At 69.9% G+C, this 15740-nt stretch carries 12 protein-coding genes; 5 read left to right on the top strand and 7 right to left on the bottom strand.

Annotated elements, in window-relative coordinates:
* The first annotated feature begins 230 nt into the window (after nt 1-230).
* On the top strand, nt 231-3788 hold the full coding sequence (mfd, locus tag BIV24_RS00160; protein ID WP_071364016.1) for a transcription-repair coupling factor: 3558 nt from the start codon (nt 231-233) through the stop codon (nt 3786-3788).
* 211 nt (nt 3789-3999) lie between these two features.
* The gene (locus BIV24_RS00155) at nt 4000-4737 is read left to right on the top strand and encodes an HNH endonuclease family protein (protein ID WP_071364015.1); all 738 of its coding nucleotides are present in this window, start codon (nt 4000-4002) and stop codon (nt 4735-4737) included.
* Between the two features lie 163 nt (nt 4738-4900).
* Here BIV24_RS00155 and BIV24_RS00150 read toward each other — a convergent pair whose 3' ends face one another.
* From BIV24_RS00150 to BIV24_RS00135, 4 genes are all read right to left on the bottom strand, one after another.
* Entirely contained in the window at nt 4901-5323 is a 423-nt protein-coding gene (locus tag BIV24_RS00150) for a hypothetical protein (protein WP_071364014.1), read from the bottom strand.
* Between the two features lie 117 nt (nt 5324-5440).
* The gene (locus tag BIV24_RS00145) at nt 5441-6187 is read right to left on the bottom strand and encodes a class I SAM-dependent methyltransferase (protein ID WP_177198591.1); all 747 of its coding nucleotides are present in this window, start codon (nt 6185-6187) and stop codon (nt 5441-5443) included.
* Nucleotides 6184-7656: an asparagine synthase-related protein gene (locus BIV24_RS00140; RefSeq protein ID WP_177198590.1), complete on the bottom strand. Its 1473-nt coding sequence runs from the start codon at nt 7654-7656 to the stop codon at nt 6184-6186. Before BIV24_RS00140 ends, BIV24_RS00145 begins: the two co-directional genes overlap by 4 nt.
* A 473-nt stretch (nt 7657-8129) precedes the next feature.
* The gene (locus BIV24_RS00135; protein WP_245766623.1) at nt 8130-8357 is read right to left on the bottom strand and encodes a hypothetical protein; all 228 of its coding nucleotides are present in this window, start codon (nt 8355-8357) and stop codon (nt 8130-8132) included.
* Nucleotides 8358-8506: 149 nt separating this feature from the next.
* Here BIV24_RS00135 and BIV24_RS00130 point away from each other — a divergent pair, with 149 nt between their 5' ends.
* Nucleotides 8507-9847 carry an NsdA family TPR-like regulatory protein gene (locus tag BIV24_RS00130; RefSeq protein ID WP_245766622.1) on the top strand — a complete coding sequence of 447 codons (1341 nt, stop codon included), beginning with the start codon at nt 8507-8509 and terminating at the stop codon, nt 9845-9847.
* 939 nt (nt 9848-10786) lie between these two features.
* On the opposite strand, the gene BIV24_RS00125 is transcribed toward BIV24_RS00130, so the two are convergent.
* The 3 genes from BIV24_RS00125 to BIV24_RS00115 all read right to left on the bottom strand — a co-directional run bounded on the left by BIV24_RS00125 (nt 10787) and on the right by BIV24_RS00115 (nt 12739).
* A complete protein-coding gene (locus tag BIV24_RS00125) occupies nt 10787-11101 on the bottom strand; it encodes an RHS repeat domain-containing protein (RefSeq protein ID WP_071364012.1) in 315 nt (104 codons plus the stop codon).
* Between the two features lie 83 nt (nt 11102-11184).
* Nucleotides 11185-11940 carry a hypothetical protein gene (locus BIV24_RS00120; RefSeq protein ID WP_071364011.1) on the bottom strand — a complete coding sequence of 252 codons (756 nt, stop codon included), beginning with the start codon at nt 11938-11940 and terminating at the stop codon, nt 11185-11187.
* A 94-nt stretch (nt 11941-12034) separates the two neighbouring features.
* A complete protein-coding gene (locus BIV24_RS00115) occupies nt 12035-12739 on the bottom strand; it encodes an Rv1352/Rv1906c domain-containing protein (protein WP_071364010.1) in 705 nt (234 codons plus the stop codon).
* A 248-nt stretch (nt 12740-12987) separates the two neighbouring features.
* On the opposite strand from BIV24_RS00115, the gene BIV24_RS00110 reads away from it, so the two are divergent.
* Both BIV24_RS00110 and BIV24_RS00105 read left to right on the top strand, forming a co-directional pair.
* A complete protein-coding gene (locus tag BIV24_RS00110; protein WP_071364009.1) occupies nt 12988-15039 on the top strand; it encodes an N-6 DNA methylase in 2052 nt (683 codons plus the stop codon).
* 135 nt (nt 15040-15174) lie between these two features.
* On the top strand, nt 15175-15740 hold a 566-nt coding region (locus tag BIV24_RS00105; protein ID WP_107459127.1), incomplete at its 3' end, for a hypothetical protein.

Here is a 15740-nt window from a genome sequence, read left to right as displayed (position 1 = left end):
GACCTCCGCATGGACGGGGGCACAGCGAAGGCCCGGGGCCGGGAAGTCAGCGGACTTCCCGGCCCCGGGCTTGTGCTCTCAGCCCGTCCGGAGGTTCCCGCCCGACGACCGGGGTGTTGTCCACAGCCCCACCGGCCACGCCGTTTGCGTCGTAGGCTGGAGAGACCCCCGGCCCGCGACGCGTGTCGGGCCTGTCGCGTTGCCCACCTCCGGACGGAAAGCCCTCCTCCATGAGCCTGCACGGTCTGCTCGACGCCGTCGTCAAGGACCCCGCCCTCGCGGAAGCGATCACCGCGGCCGGTGACGGCAACCGCATGCATGTCGACCTCGTCGGCCCTCCCGCGGCTCGCCCCTTCACGGTCGCTGCCCTGGCCCGCGAGACCGCCCGCCCCGTACTCGCGGTGACCGCGACCGGCCGCGAGGCCGAGGACCTGGTCGCGGCGCTGCGCTCGCTGCTGCCCCCGGAGAGCGTCGCGGAGTACCCCTCCTGGGAGACGCTCCCGCACGAGCGGCTCAGTCCCCGCAGCGACACCGTCGGCCGTCGCCTCGCCGTCCTGCGCCGCCTGGCCCACCCGAGCCCCGACGACCCCGAGACCGGCCCGGTCTCCGTCGTCGTCGCACCCGTGCGCTCCGTGCTCCAGCCCCAGGTCAAAGGCCTCGGCGACCTGCAGCCGGTCGCCCTGCGCACCGGCGAGCAGGCCGACCTGAACGACGTCGTGGACGCCCTGGCCGCAGCCGCGTACTCCCGGGTGGAGCTGGTCGAGAAGCGCGGCGAGTTCGCCGTGCGCGGCGGCATCCTCGACGTGTTCCCGCCCACCGAGGAACACCCCCTGCGCATCGAGTTCTGGGGCGACGACGTCGAGGAGATCCGCTACTTCAAGGTCGCCGACCAGCGCTCCCTGGAGGTCGCCGAGCACGGCCTGTGGGCACCCCCGTGCCGTGAACTGCTGCTCACGGACGACGTACGGCAGCGGGCCGCCGCCCTCGCCGAACGCCACCCCGAGCTGGGCGAACTGCTCGGCAAGCTCGCCGAGGGCATCGCCGTCGAGGGCATGGAGTCCCTGGCCCCCGTCCTGGTCGACGACATGGAACTGCTGCTCGACGTGCTGCCCGCGGGCGCCATGGCCGTCGTGTGCGACCCGGAGCGGGTGCGGACCCGGGCCGCGGACCTGGTGGCGACCAGCCGGGAGTTCCTGCAGGCGTCCTGGGCGGCCACGGCGGGCGGCGGCGACGCGCCGATCGACGTCGGCGCGGCCTCCCTGTGGTCCATCGCGGACGTCCGGGAGCGGGCGCGCGAGCTGGGCATGATGTGGTGGTCGGTGTCGCCGTTCGCGGCCGACGACGACCTGGACGCCCTCGACGGGGACACCCTCAAGCTCGGCATGCACGCCCCGGAGACCTACCGCGGTGACACCGCGAAGGCGCTCGCCGACACCAAGGGCTGGCTCGCCGACGGCTGGCGCACGGTGTTCGTCACGGAGGGCCACGGCCCGGCCTCCCGCACCGTCGAGGTGCTCGGCGGCGAGGGCATCGCGGCCCGCCTGGCTGTGTCCGATTCGAAGAAGGGCGACCTCGGCGCACTGTCCCCGTCGGTCGTACACGTGGCGTGCGGCTCGATCGACTACGGCTTCGTGGACCCGGCCCTCGGGCTGGCCGTGCTCACCGAGACCGACCTCTCCGGCCAGAAGGCGGCCGGCCGCGACGGCGCCCGCATGCCGGCCCGCCGCCGCAAGACCATCGACCCGCTGACCCTGGAGTCCGGCGACTACATCGTCCACGAACAGCACGGCGTGGGCCGCTACATCGAGATGGTGCAGCGCACCGTCCAGGGCGCCACCCGCGAGTACCTGGTGGTGGAGTACGCCCCGGCCAAGCGCGGCCAGCCCGGCGACCGCCTCTACATCCCCACCGACCAGCTGGAGCAGATCACCAAGTACGTCGGCGGTGAGGCCCCGACCCTGCACCGCCTGGGCGGTGCCGACTGGACGAAGACGAAGGCGCGCGCGAAGAAGGCGGTCAAGGAGATCGCCGCCGACCTCATCAAGCTGTACAGCGCGCGGATGGCGGCCCCCGGCCACGCCTTCGGCGGGGACACGCCGTGGCAGCGCGAGCTGGAGGACGCCTTCCCGTACGCGGAGACCCCCGACCAGCTCACCACGATCGCCGAGGTCAAGGAGGACATGGAGAAGTCGGTCCCGATGGACCGCCTGATCTGCGGCGACGTGGGATACGGCAAGACGGAGATCGCGGTCCGTGCCGCCTTCAAGGCGGTGCAGGACGGCAAGCAGGTCGCGGTCCTCGTACCCACCACCCTGCTGGTGCAGCAGCACTTCGGCACGTTCGGCGAGCGCTACTCCCAGTTCCCGGTGAACGTGCGAGCGCTGTCCCGCTTCCAGACGGACACGGAGGCGAAGGCGGTCCTGGAGGGCCTCAGGGACGGCTCGGTGGACGTCGTCATCGGCACGCACCGGCTGTTCTCGTCGGAGACGAAGTTCAAGGACCTGGGCCTGGTCATCGTCGACGAGGAGCAGCGCTTCGGCGTCGAGCACAAGGAGCAGCTGAAGAAGCTGCGCGCCAACGTCGACGTGCTGACGATGTCCGCGACCCCGATCCCCCGGACCCTCGAAATGGCGGTCACGGGCATCCGCGAGATGTCCACGATCACGACCCCGCCGGAGGAGCGCCACCCGGTGCTGACCTTCGTCGGTCCGTACGAGGAGAAGCAGATCGGCGCCGCCATCCGCCGCGAGCTGCTGCGCGAGGGCCAGGTCTTCTACATCCACAACCGGGTGGAGTCGATCGACCGGGCCGCGGCACGCCTGCGGGAGATCGTCCCGGAGGCACGCATCGCCACGGCCCACGGCCAGATGTCGGAGCAGACGCTGGAGCAGGTGGTCGTCGACTTCTGGGAGAACAAGTACGACGTCCTGGTCTCCACGACGATCGTCGAGTCGGGCATCGACATCTCCAACGCGAACACCCTGATCGTGGAACGCGGCGACAACTTCGGTCTCTCCCAGCTGCACCAGCTGCGCGGACGCGTCGGCCGGAGCCGCGAGCGCGGTTACGCCTACTTCCTGTACCCGCCGGAGAAGCCGCTGACGGAGACCGCCCACGAACGCCTGGCGACCATCGCCCAGCACACGGAGATGGGCGCGGGCATGTACGTGGCGATGAAGGACCTGGAGATCCGCGGCGCGGGCAACCTGCTCGGCGGCGAACAGTCCGGCCATATCGCGGGCGTGGGCTTCGACCTGTATGTGCGGATGGTCGGCGAGGCGGTCGCGGACTACCGTGCCTCCCTGGAGGGCGGCGTCGAGGAGGAGCCGCCCCTGGAGGTCAAGATCGAACTCCCGGTCGACGCGCACGTCCCGCACGACTACGCGCCCGGCGAGCGGCTGCGTCTGCAGGCCTACCGGGCGATCGCCTCCGTCACCACGGAGGAGGACATCGCGTCCGTGCGTGAGGAACTCGTCGACCGCTACGGCAAGCTCCCGGAGCCGGTCGAGAACCTCCTGCTGGTGGCGGGTCTGCGCATGCTCGCCCGCGCGTGCGGTGTCGGGGAGATCGTCCTGCAGGGCAACAACATCCGCTTCGCCCCGGTGGAGTTGAGGGAGTCCCAGGAGCTGCGGGTCAAGCGGCTGTACCCGGGGACCGTCATCAAGCCGGCCGTACACCAGCTGCTGGTGCCGCGCCCGAAGACCGCGAAGGTGGGCGGAAAGCCGCTGGTCGGGCGGGAGTTGCTGGGCTGGGCCGGGGAGTTCCTGGCGTCGATCCTGGGGTCGTAGCACTCACGGGAGCACGTCATTCGCGTCTCGTGGGGCGGAGGGAGGCCCCGCGGGACGCGTCTCACCACCGGCGCCGCAACCGGAGTGCACCGGTGGGCCGTTGGGCGCCGCTATGGGCATGACGCCCTGGCAGTTACCGTGGGACCAGGGAAAACGCGCCCACGGAGGGCGGCTCGCACGAGTGGAACATGCAAGGGGAGGACGTCGCGTCATGCGTCTGAGGGGTGCGGTCGCTGCCGCTGCTCTGGTACTGGTCACCGTGAGCGGTTGCACGGTGGAGACGGAAGGGGGCGCGGGCCCGGAGGAGACGGCGGGGACCGCTGCCCCGCAGCAGACGGCGTCCGGTGGTGCCGTACTTGCGGCACTCGACTCGCTGACCGTCAGGGGATCGGCACCGAAGACGGGATACGGCCGGGACAGGTTCGGCAGCGCGTGGGCCGACACCGACTCCAACGGATGCAACACCCGCGACGACATCCTCAAACGCGACCTGAAGAACGTGAAGTTCACCGACGGCAACTGCAAGGTCGTATCAGGACTGCTGGCACCGGATCCGTACAGCGGCGAGACCATCAGGTACGCGCGTGGTCGCAGCCAAGTGGACATCGACCACATAGTGGCGCTCTCGAACGCCTGGCAGACGGGTGCCAAGAACTGGGACCCCAGCAAGCGCATAGCCCTCGCCAACGACCCGCTCAACCTGGTCGCCTCCGGTGCGACGCCCAACCGCAGCAAGGGCGACGGCGACGCCTCGACCTGGCTCCCGTCGAACAAGGCGTATCAGTGCCCGTACGTCGCCGCGCAGGTCGCCGTGAAGAAGAAGTACGGGCTGTGGGTGACCACCGCGGAGAAGGCGGCGATGAAGAACGTCCTGTCCGGCTGCTCGGGCCAGAAGCTTCCCGCGGGCGGCAATCCGACCAAGGCACCGGAGCGGTTCCACGCGAACTGAAAAACAGCTCGCAGCCACCTGGACATGAGTCCACGTCAGGTAAGGGCCGATACGGCTCATGTGATGGTCCGGACGCCGGGCCGCACCCTCGGCCCGGCGTCGGCGTGACGCCGGGCCGTTTCACACCAGTGCAGAATGCGGCCCGTGAAGAACTGGCCGAGCTTCAGAATTCTTCCATTCGGCAGTGCTGAAGGCCGCCTGCCCGAAGAAGCGCCAGTGCTTGATCGCTCACAACAAGCTGCCCCTTCTCGTCGAGGCCGAAGTCATCCTCACCTGCAGAACCAGTCACCTGGAGCCATCGGAGGTCGGGAAGCACACCATTCGGACTGATGTCCTGGAAGAGGTCGCTTGCCGTCACCTCAGCAGCAGCCGGTACAAAGCCGCTCAGCCCGGAGGAGGCCAGCCGATCGCCCACCGACGTGGTCACCAGGAAGCACGGGAACGTCTGGACAAGGCAATCACCGAGCCAGTCCGCCACCTCGAAGTGCAGGTGAGTCACCACCGGCGGGTGCACCGTGGTGTCCATCATCGTGTGCTCGCCGAGACCTCCGGCGACTTCCGGCTTCAGACGGGTGTAGCCACTCACTTCGTCCTCCCGGGGTCCTCGACCATGACGAGGCCGTGGTCGACAAAGAACACGGCACCGTCGCTACTGCCGTCAGGGGTCGGGCGGCGGTGCTGGTGCCATTTCTCGCTTCGCCGGTCACTGCGGAGTTTGTCGGGCCACCGTGTATGCGGTGGGGCCAGTAAGCCCTGCCCCTATGCCGTCGAGCATGTCCAGGACTTCGAAGCCAGCGCCCTCCGCGTAGCGTTCGAGCTCCTGGGGGAACAGGACACGCCTGCGGATCTCGTCTCGGGCCTCGCCGCCCGAGGGGAGCATCCAGTGCCGGTGCATGGTGTTGATCTGGGTCCGCAGGTCCCACATGTGGCGGATGGTGACGGTCGCGGATCCCGTTGGGGTGTCGACCGTGGCGGTGGTCGGCTCGGCCCGGGTGATCGGGGCGACGGGGGAACACAGCACGAGCAGCGCTCCTGGCCGGGCGTGGGCGGCGAAGGTGGCGAAGACCTGGCTGATCGCCTCGTTGTCGTGCACGTAGGCAAGGCTGTTGCCCATGCAGGTCACCACGTCCATGCGGCTGCCGAGTCGTGCGGTGCGCATGTCGCCGGTGCGGATGTCCAGCCCGGGCCGGGCCTGGTGAGCGTAGTCGACCAGGCCGGGCTGGAGGTCCACGCCGATGCACTCGAAGCGCTTGGCGAGGATCTCCAGGTCGCGGCCGGTACCGCATCCGAAGTCGATCAGGGTCCGGGCGTCCGGCCTGTGCAGCTCGATCAGGGTCTGGCACATTCCGGCGCTCGTGCTGTCGGACTGGACCACGTCGTAGAGTGCCGGATCGCGGTACAGGAGGTTGGTGGCTTCCACGTGCTCGGCTTCCGTGTTGGGGCTGGTCACATGAGGCTTCGCAGCCCGACCTCCAGGGCGAGCACATCGCACAGCAGATCGGGGACGACCGGCGCGGAGTCGGCGTTCCTCCCCGCCTTGGCGAGAGCCTTGCCGTCAACGTAGCCGAGGTCCACCAGGATGGACTCCTTCAGCATGTCGTCCAAGACCGGCAAGCCGTAGGAACGCAATCCCTTCTCCAGGACGGCCAGGAAGTTCTCCGGTTCGGTCGGCGCGGCCACCCACTCGGGCAGCCCGGCCCGCCGGATCCGTTCGCGGAACAACGCCTTGCCACGCTTGTGCCCGTGCGGTAGCTGCTCCATGAACCGCACGATCCGCGGGTGCGCGAGCGGGCTCACCGGCCAGATTCCGGCCCGGAGGAATCCGGGGTTGTGCATTCCGAACGCCATCAGGGTCGGTACAGGCAGCACGGGGATGGGGGCCAGGTGCTCGTTGACTTCGGCGAGCGCTCGGATTGCTTTGTCGCCGAGCCACGGCACGGGGTGCGGCGTCGGCAGTTCGGCCTGTGTCCTGGAGTGGTGGGCGTTGATCTCGTCCCCGCCGCTGCCGGCGAACATGACCTCGCACCGCCGGGCGGCTGCCTGCTCGCGCACGACATCGAACGCCTCCTGGTAGAAGGCCCCCGCCGGATCGTGCGGCTTGCACAGATCGCGCACGCCTCCGGCGCAGAAGGGTGGGTGCTGCATGGCGGGGGTGGCCGTGTCGCGGAAGCCGCAGTGCTCCACAAGAGCCCGACGCCGCTCGCGCTGCTGCCTGCCGGTGCTCCCTCCCACCAGCAGGCCGAAGCTGTACACCTCGGGGAAGCGGGCCGCCTTCACGGCCAGGGCAACGTTCCCGGAGTCCGCTCCGCCGGACAGCTCAACACCCACGCATCCGGTTGCCGTCGGCGCCTGGCGGATCACGTCGGTCAGCAACTCGTCCAGAGCCATGACTGGATCAACGCCGGGCCGCAGCGTACGTGGCTCAAGTACGTGTTCGCTGGGTTCGGGGTAGTGGATGCTGAGGCCCGAAGGGGTGAACGTGGCCGCTGCCCGTTCGGTGAGGCGGTAGACGCCTTCGAAGAGCGTCTCGGACGTGTAGCGGTGCTGCCTCGTCAGCGTGCGGGCGACAACGCGCGGCACGAGGTGGTCGGCCTGCATATACGGTCGCAGTAGTGTCAGGTTCCAAGAGGCGTGCAGCTCGCCGGCCTTCTCTGTCAGATAGAGCGGGGCTGTGCCGAAGACACCCGCCGCCAGGCGGGCTTGTCCGGGCTCCATGGTGAGTGCGACGAAGTCGGCCTCGTCCCGCTTGCACTCCTTCACGCGGACCCGTACGCGCGGCGCCAGGTCGTCGTTGACCTCCATGACCAACGCGGACACGTTCGCCGGCTCGATCCAGCTCTGGCCGTTGATCCAACGGCCGCCCTCTGACCTCCACTTGGGCTCCTGGAGATCGGCCAGGCGCAGGCGCATCGACAGCATGTCGTCCCTTTCCGATGTCGCGCGGCGGGGCGGGGCCGCGAACGGCCCCGCCCCGCCTGGCGTCAGCCCTGGATCACTTGCTGCAGTGGTCGCCGTTGTTGTCGCCGCCGCCCGGCATCTTGTCGAGCAGCGCGGCTTCGACGGCCGGGACGCCGGTGATCAGGTCGCCGGTGAACAGCTCGTCCACGTTCATCGTTTTCTCCCTTACGGTTTTCAGTGGACTCCGCGGCGGACGCTGCGGAGTTGGACCCGTCCGGCTGCCGGACCCTTGCGAAGAAGGCAGCCGGACGGGGTGCCCACCGCTTCCGGCGGCGGGCCCTCCCTCGTCACGGGTGGGGAGCCTGGATATGTGACGGGGAGGAGTCAGGTGGGTGGGGATACGGCAGCTACGCCGAGGACGAAGCCGACCGATCCCGAGATGGTGATGATCAGGAGCGGTCCGGCGTAGCGGCCGACGACTACGGCCAACCGATTCACAGCCGCTCTCCACGGCTGCGCTCGTTGACCTTGCGTACTGCGGCGCTCAGCCTCGCCGCCCCGTCCTCAGGCGTGGCAGTACGGTGCTGCGGGCAGCGACACGGCGAGAACCGATTCGAACCCGGCGGCAGGTCCGCGCCCTCGGAGGTGTCGATCCTCAACACCCCGTCCATGCCCCACTCCTCGGTCATCCGGGCCAGACGGGCCCGCGCTTCGCTTCTCATCCCTCAGCCCCTCAGACGACGGCTGCGGCGAGGTCTCGCCGTTCCCTGCTGTCTCTACGCAACCGCACGACCATGCTCAGCGGTACCGTTGCCGGAGCACCAGGACTTGAAAGCCTTGAAAGTTCGCAAGGGCACGGGGAGTCGAGGGCATGGCCAAGCGTGAACCGAACGTGGCTCTCGGGCGCCTGCTCGCCGAGAGCCGTTGGACTCAACGCCAGTTCGTGCGGGCGGTGAACCGCGTCGGCACCGAGACCGGAATCCCTCTGCGCTACGACGAGTCGGCGGTGAGCCACTGGCTCGGCGGCACCGTCCCTCGCGGTGCGGTGCGCGGATGCATCCTCGAAGCCCTCTCCCGCCGCCTCGGCCGCCCCGTCACCCATGCCGAGGCCGGGCTGCCCGTTCCACGCGCTTGCTCCTCCGCGGCTGCGGATACCGTGGACGGGGTGATCGACCTGGGGAGGCTGGATATGGACCCGTCCCGCCGCAGTGTCCTGGGTGCCGGCCTGTTCTCCGTGGCCGTCACCATTCCCGGCTGGCCTGATGTAGTCGGGCGTGCCGATGCCATTCAGTCCGGCCGCACGAGTCGCATCGGCATGAACGAAGTGGACATGGTCGTTGCCATGACCGAGCGTGTCTCAGAGCTGGACGACGAGTTCGGCGGCCGTCACGCACGCCCCATGGCGGCCTCGTTCATGGTCAACACCGTGGCTTCCTACCTGCGCGCCGACGCACCCGAGGACGTACGCAAGGCGATGCTGTCCGCCGCCTCGGACCTGCTCTACCTGACCGGTTACATGGCCGTGGACGAAGGGCTGCACGGTCTCGCGCAGCGCTACTACGTCAAGGCTCTGGAGCTGGCGGGCGCTGCCGAAGACCACCTGACCTACTGCACCACCCTGCGGGGCATGAGCGTCCAGGCAGTTGACCTCCGGCACCGGGCTAAGGCCATGGAGCTGGCCGACGCCGCTGCCGCCGCCTCCCCGAAAGCCGGCCCTCGGATGCTGGCCTTCCTCGTCGGCCAGCAGGGGCACGCCGCCGCGCAGACCGGCGACCGTGCGGGCGCGCTGCGCTACATCCGGGAGGCCGAGGCGGCCATGGACCGTGCTGAGTCACGCGGAAAGGTGTTCGGCTCGTATGACCCCTCTTCGCTCAGCTACCACGTCAGCCAGGTACGTTACGAACTCGGTGACAAGGCCGGAGCCGTCGAAGCCATGCAGCAAGCGGACCGGCTCCGCCCCAGCGTGTACCAGCGCACACGAGTACACCGTCGCGGCCTGTTGGCAGAGCGGCAGTTGGAAATCGGCCACCTGGAAGCGGCCTGCGTCACCTGGCACCAAGCCCTCGACGACTACCCCAAGGTGCAGTCCGGCCGCGCCGACGAACGCGTGAAGGCGATGTTCGGTCTCTTGCGCCCTCATCTGAAGAACGCGACGGCCCGCGACCTGTACGACCGAGCACGGACGCTCGCACCACCGTCGCTGGTCACCTGATCCCCGTCGCACCTTCAAGCTCAGCCACAGAAAGTCAGCCACGACGGCGGGTGCGCCGAGAGATCACCCGCCACGTGTGCTTCTAGCAACCCCGCACCGGCCTCAACCACGCCTCATCGTTCCGTCACGGCATTTGCCCCCTCCAGCGTGGCCGCTTGCCAGCGGGCCGGGTTGCTCGATCTGCGGCCCACGCCTCGGCGACAATCGCGGCCTTGGCTGCCGCAGCCTGACCTGACGCTGCGCGACGTTCAGCGGGGTCGGCCTGGCGGCGCTGTTGTGGGTGCTGAGTTGCTTCCTGGAGCGGTTCGGCTCGCTTGCCTGACGACTGCGCGCCGAGTGGTCGACGGCCGTCGCCAGCGGGGTGGCAGACAGGAGCGGGCGGCGGTCACCGGCCGCCGGCGCGCGGCGGTCCGCGTCAGCGGGCCGCCCTTGATCCAGTAAAGAAACCGGGCGACGGTGAGGCGGGGCTGCTGGCGTGGCTCCGGCGCCGTTTCCGGCACCGCTGCCCAGTCGGCAGGCTGACCTCTTGTCAGGACCCCCGCGACCAATGGGGTCTCCCCTGCTCGAACGAAGCTGAGAGCTTGGGGAAAAACGGTCCGGGGGCATGGCCAACGCTGACAAGGAGCGTCAACATGCCGCACTGGTTACGGGAGCAGCGCTGGACGGGTGAGGGCTGACGGGAGGTAGGTCGGCAGGGGACAGTCGGTGAGGCGCTGTTCACGTCGTCTAGCGTTGGCGCTGGCGAAGGCCCTCGGAAGGATGGACGATGGCGCTGACTTTGGGAAAGGCGATCATTCAGCTGAGCGACAGAACATCGGCGAAACGCCGTTCGGCTGCGAGGCGACTCTGTAAAACCGTCTTCAGCCGGCCCGCCGTGTCGTACCCGTAGGTCGACGTACCCGACGCGTCCTTCCGCGACGTCATCGCCCCGTCGCCGTCCTAGGTGAACGACGAGCTGCCGGACGGGCCGGAGGTCGACAGCAGCAGACCCCGGTCGTCGTAGCTGAAGGTGTTCTGCTCCGTGCCCGCGCCCGCGACGGCCGTGACACGGTCGTCGGAGTCGTAGGCGTAGGTGTGGTCGACCGTTTCGGCCTCCGCACCCTTACCGGTCTGCTTGGTCAGCCGGCTCTTGGCGTCGTACTCGTTGGCGATGACCACGCCGCCCGGGGAGCGCTGCTCCTTCACCCGGCCGTTCGCGTCGTACACCGTGGTGAAGGTGCGGTCCGCGAGGTCCGGATGCTCCGGCGTGGACACGACCGGGGTGTGGGGTGGGCGACGCCGTGTGATCCGGACCGCCCCCTCCAACGGTCCGGATCACACGGCGTCGCCCGCTCGCGTCACCCGCCCAGCTCGTCCAGGTCGATGACCTTGCCCTGGGGCGCGGTGGCGTGCACCGGCTTCTCGTAGTCGGTGAGGGAGACCGCGACCGGGTCCGTCTTGGAGTCGCCGGTGATCTTCAGAAGGTAGGGCTTGCCCTCGGTGGCGACATACATCGTGTAGGTCTCCTTGCCGTCCTTCTCGTGCAGGACGATCGCCGGGGTGCCGTTGACCTTGGTCGTCGCGCCGCGCTCGGCGTCCGTGGACCCCTCGTCGGTCCCGGCCAGCACCGTGTTCAGATCGCAGAACGCCGCGATGTCCTTGGCGTCCTTGCCCGTGGCCGCCATCTTGGTCCACTTTCCGGCCATGAAGGACACCATCGCGTCGGTCTCGTCCTTGGGATCGCCCTCGCTCTGCGCGCGCAGGAACTTCTCGTCGTACCTCATGTAGAGGGTGTCGCCGGTCTTGATCAGCTCGGCCTTGCCTGTTCCGCCCATGCTCAACGTGCCGGCGCACTCGCCCTTTTTGTTCAGGGCCATGTCGATCCGGATCGTGCCGCCGCTCTCGTCGTCGTGAACGTCCCCCGTCATGCGCAGCGACGAGGCGCCGGTGGTGGCCTTCATGGCGCGATCGGCGATCTCGCTCCCTGTGAGCCCGGCGAACGGTTCCCTGGGCTTGTCGTCGGCCTTGTTCTCGCCCGGCAGGCAGCCGGTGAGCCCTGCTGCGGCTGCGGCTGCGGTGGCGAGGCAGAGGGCGGCAAATGCGGTACGACGCATGGAAGTTCCTTGAGCGTGATGTGACATGCGGTGCGGTGAGAGGTACCGGGGCGGGGCGGTGCAGTGGGCCACCCCGGCCGCGGGACCCGACGGGTCAGGAGGACTTCGTCCAGTCCTTGCAGCCCGTGGTCTTGAAGTAGGCGTCCTTCGCGCCGACCGTGACGACGGCGGTCCCGGTGACGTTGTCGTTCGCCGCGATGGACTCGAGGGAGTGCAGGGCGTCCTTGGTGCGTTCCCAGTAGCACCCGTCGTCCTTGTTGCCGGCGGACTTGTAGGTGCCAGGGGCGATGTCGACACCGACCCTGAGCATCCCCGCGTCGCCGCCGATCTTCTGGGTGCCGGGTGCGCCGGACGGCTTCCCCGCGACGGTCTGCCAGTCCTTGCAGCCGTTCGTCTTGAACACCTTGTCGCTCGCCTTGACGGTCACATAACTCGTGCCGGTGACGTTGTCGTTGGCGAGGATCGAATCGAACTCGCCCGAGGCGTCCTTGGCGCGCTCCCAGTAGCAGCCGTCGGAGTCGGAGTTGTCGGCCGTCCGGTAGGTGCCGGGCTGGATGTCCTTGCCGACCACGTAGCTGCCGTCGCCGCCGAACGCGGGGGCCTTACCGCCCTCGTCCTTCTTGCCGGACTCGCCCTTGTGGCCGGAGGCCTTGCCGGATCCGGTCCCGGAGTGCTGTGCCGAGGACGCGGACGAGTCCTTGCCGCCCTTGTCGTCGTCGTTGCCCGAGTTCGCGGACACCGCGCCGATGACGACGACGCCGACCACCACACCCAGCGCGATCTTGCCCTTCGTGCCCATAAGTTTCTCCCGCCCCAGCGCGATTCGCCGCCGTCCGGCGGATCGCTTGTTCGACGGGTCAATCAGACCAGAGCTTGTGAACCGAGTCAACACGATTCACGGATCGAATCCCGTGCACGAGCGTGAACGGGGAAATGTTGCGTAAGTCGGTAAGCTCGATGGCACACACGGAAGGTGCGGGGCGCGTGCGGAGACGGGGCGACGTCGCACCGTCAAGGGCCGCACGAAGGCAAGAGGGGAGCCGGTGGGTGGAGGACAACGGGACAGAGGTGACTGCGGCCGGTATCGCCAGGCTCGCGGGGGTCGGCCGGGCCGCCGTCAGTAACTGGCGCCGCCGCCACCCCGACTTCCCCAAACCGGTCGGCGGTACCGAGACCAGCCCCTCCTTCGCACTCTTCGAGGTGGAGGACTGGCTGCGCCGCCAGGGCAAGCTCGCCGAGGTGCCGCTGCGGGAGCGTGTGTGGCAGCAGCTCGCCGGCCACCCGGAGGGTCCCGTGCCGGCACTGGTCCTCGTGGGCTGCGTCCTGATGCTCGTCCACGACCAGCCCGGGATGTGGAAGGAGGCGAGCGCGGGCTCGGACGCCCACCTCGCCGAGATGCTGCCCACCGCCCTCGAACAGGTGCTCGCGCTCCGTTTCGGTGCGCTCCACGGGCCCGCCGTGCCCACCCCCGCCCCCGAGCGGCTCCAGTCGTCGGCCCCGCTGCTGCGCGGCGTCGCCGACCTCGCGACCGAACTGGGCGCCCCAGGGGCGTACGAGTTCCTGCTCGGCCGGCACCTCGACGCCAACCCCCGCCAGTACACGCTCACTCCGGGCGGCCCCGCGGCCTTGATGGCCGACCTCGCGGGACCCGCCCGTACCGTCCTCGACCCGGCCTGCGGCACCGGCGCCCTGCTGCGCGCCGTCGCCCCCGTTCCCGACCAGCGGCTCCACGGCCAGGACAGCGACCCCGGCCTGGCCGGGCTCGCCGCGCTGCGCCTCGCTCTGCACACGAAGGCGGCCGTGCGCACCGCCGCCGGGGACAGCCTCAGGGCGGACGCGTTCGACACCCTCAGGGCCGATGTGGTGCTGTGCCACCCGCCGTTCAACGAACGCAACTGGGGCCACGACGAACTCGCCTACGACCCCCGCTGGGAGTACGGCTTCCCGGCCCGTACGGAATCCGAACTCGCCTGGGTGCAGCACGCGTTGGCCCGCCTCAGGGACGGCGGAACGGCCGTCCTGCTCATGCCGCCCGCCGCCGCCTCCCGGCGCTCGGGCCGCCGTATCCGGGCCGATCTGTTGCGCCGCGGCGCCCTGCGTGCCGTGATCGCCCTGCCGGCCGGTGCGGCGCCCCCGTACAACATCCCGCTGCACCTGTGGGTCCTGTGCCGCCCCGAAAGGGCGTCCGCGCACCCGGAGTTGCTGGTCGCGGACGGCGGTGCGGCCACCGCCGAGGCGCGCGGCGGCCCGGACTGGGAGACCGTGCGCACCGCGGTCCTCGACGCCTGGCGCCCGTTCGCGCGCACCGGCAGCGCGCCGGAGGTGCCGGGCGTGAGCCGTTCCGTACCCGTCATCGAACTGCTCGACGACGACGTCGACCTGGCCCCCGCCCGTCATCTGCCGCCGCCTGCGGCGGGCGGCGGCGCCGAGGAGCTCACCGCGCTGAGCGCACGCCTCGGCGACACCCTCCGCCGTACCGCCGAACTCTCCCCGTCCTTCCCCGTGCCCGGGCTCGGCGGCGCCCCCCTCGGCACCGCCGAGCGGGCTCGCTGGTCGCTCACCACCGTCGGTGAACTCGCCCGCGGGGGAGCCCTGGTGATGTGCACCGGAGGAAACGGCCCGTCCACCCGCGTGCTCACCGACCACGACGTCCTGGCCGGTGCCCCACCGTCCGGCACGCTGCCCGCGGCCGGGGAGGAACCGGTCCTCGTCGAGGAGGGCGACGTCGTCGTGCCCGTCCTCGGCGGCGGCGCCGTCGCGCGGGTGATCGACCGGGCGACCGCCGGAGCCGCCCTGGGACGCAACCTCACGCTGCTGCGTCCCGACCCGGCCACGCTCGACCCCTGGTTCCTCGCCGGTTTTCTGCGCGGTACCGCCAACAACCGCCAGGCCAGCAGCTATGCCTCCACCGCGACCCGGCTCGATGTGCGGCGCCTTCAGTTGCCCCGGCTTCCGCTGGACCGGCAACGCTGTTACGGCGAACGCTTCCAGGCGCTCGCCGCGTTCGAGGACGCGCTGCGCCTCGCCGGCCGTCTCGGGGAACAGTTCGTCCGCGGCCTGTACGACGGACTGACGGACGGTACGGTCGCACCGGACTGACGGGCACCGGCGCGCCCGCCCGCACCGTCCGACCGGGATGTAACGGTTCCGGACAACCGGAGATCATCTGTCCGAGGAGGGCTATACGCTCGGACTTCGACCTTCGTCCGTCCTCATCACGGTCCAGGAGCAGCCATGTACGGCCACGGCGCGGAGCCGCCCACCCGCACTTCGGGCACGGTCATCTCCCTGCGTGTACTGTTCGCCGTCGCCGGCTTCCTCAGCTGCGGACTGCTCGCCTCGATCCCGCTGTTCCGGGTGGCCGTGCTGCGCGGAAGGCCGGGGGACTGGCTGCTGGCCTGGCTCAGTCTGCCGCTGTCCATTGTCGGATTCGCCGTCGTCGGCACCCTCCCGGAGGGCGACCTCCGGAGCGACATCGCGCTGTGCCTGCTCCTCCTCCTCGGCGCGTTCAGCACCGCCTACTTCCTGGTCTTCGACATACGTCACCACCGCACCATGTCGTCGCCCTTCGGCCCGCTGCCCTCGCAGACCACCGGCGCTGTGCCGCCGGGCTATACGACTCCTGTGCCGCCGGGCTACACGACCCCCGTGCCGCCGCAGCCGGGCTACGGCTACCCGCCGGCGCAGCCGTACGCCGTCACGCAGCCCACACCGGCCCCGCCGACCCCGTACGCGCCGGCTCCGCCGCCCGCGCAGCCGCAGTTGCAGCCGCACTCCCAGCCCCAGCCCCAGCCCCAGCC

Origin of the sequence: Streptomyces colonosanans, from assembly GCF_001866645.1 — a bacterium.
Taxonomy (GTDB): domain Bacteria; phylum Actinomycetota; class Actinomycetes; order Streptomycetales; family Streptomycetaceae; genus Streptomyces; species Streptomyces colonosanans.
Note: the sequence above shows the minus strand (reverse complement) of the source record. Positions and strands in the feature narration are given on the sequence as shown.

What these genes read in the sequence shown, in the direction of transcription:
- mfd (WP_071364016.1), top strand. Translation starts at nt 231, where the DNA reads ATGAGCCTGCACGGTCTGCTCGACGCCGTCGTCAAGGACCCCGCCCTC.
- BIV24_RS00140 (WP_177198590.1), bottom strand. Translation starts at nt 7,656, where the DNA reads ATGCTGTCGATGCGCCTGCGCCTGGCCGATCTCCAGGAGCCCAAGTGG.
- BIV24_RS00155 (WP_071364015.1), top strand. Translation starts at nt 4,000, where the DNA reads ATGCGTCTGAGGGGTGCGGTCGCTGCCGCTGCTCTGGTACTGGTCACC.
- BIV24_RS00120 (WP_071364011.1), bottom strand. Translation starts at nt 11,940, where the DNA reads ATGCGTCGTACCGCATTTGCCGCCCTCTGCCTCGCCACCGCAGCCGCA.
- BIV24_RS00115 (WP_071364010.1), bottom strand. Translation starts at nt 12,739, where the DNA reads ATGGGCACGAAGGGCAAGATCGCGCTGGGTGTGGTGGTCGGCGTCGTC.
- BIV24_RS00135 (WP_245766623.1), bottom strand. Translation starts at nt 8,357, where the DNA reads ATGAGAAGCGAAGCGCGGGCCCGTCTGGCCCGGATGACCGAGGAGTGG.
- BIV24_RS00130 (WP_245766622.1), top strand. Translation starts at nt 8,507, where the DNA reads ATGGCCAAGCGTGAACCGAACGTGGCTCTCGGGCGCCTGCTCGCCGAG.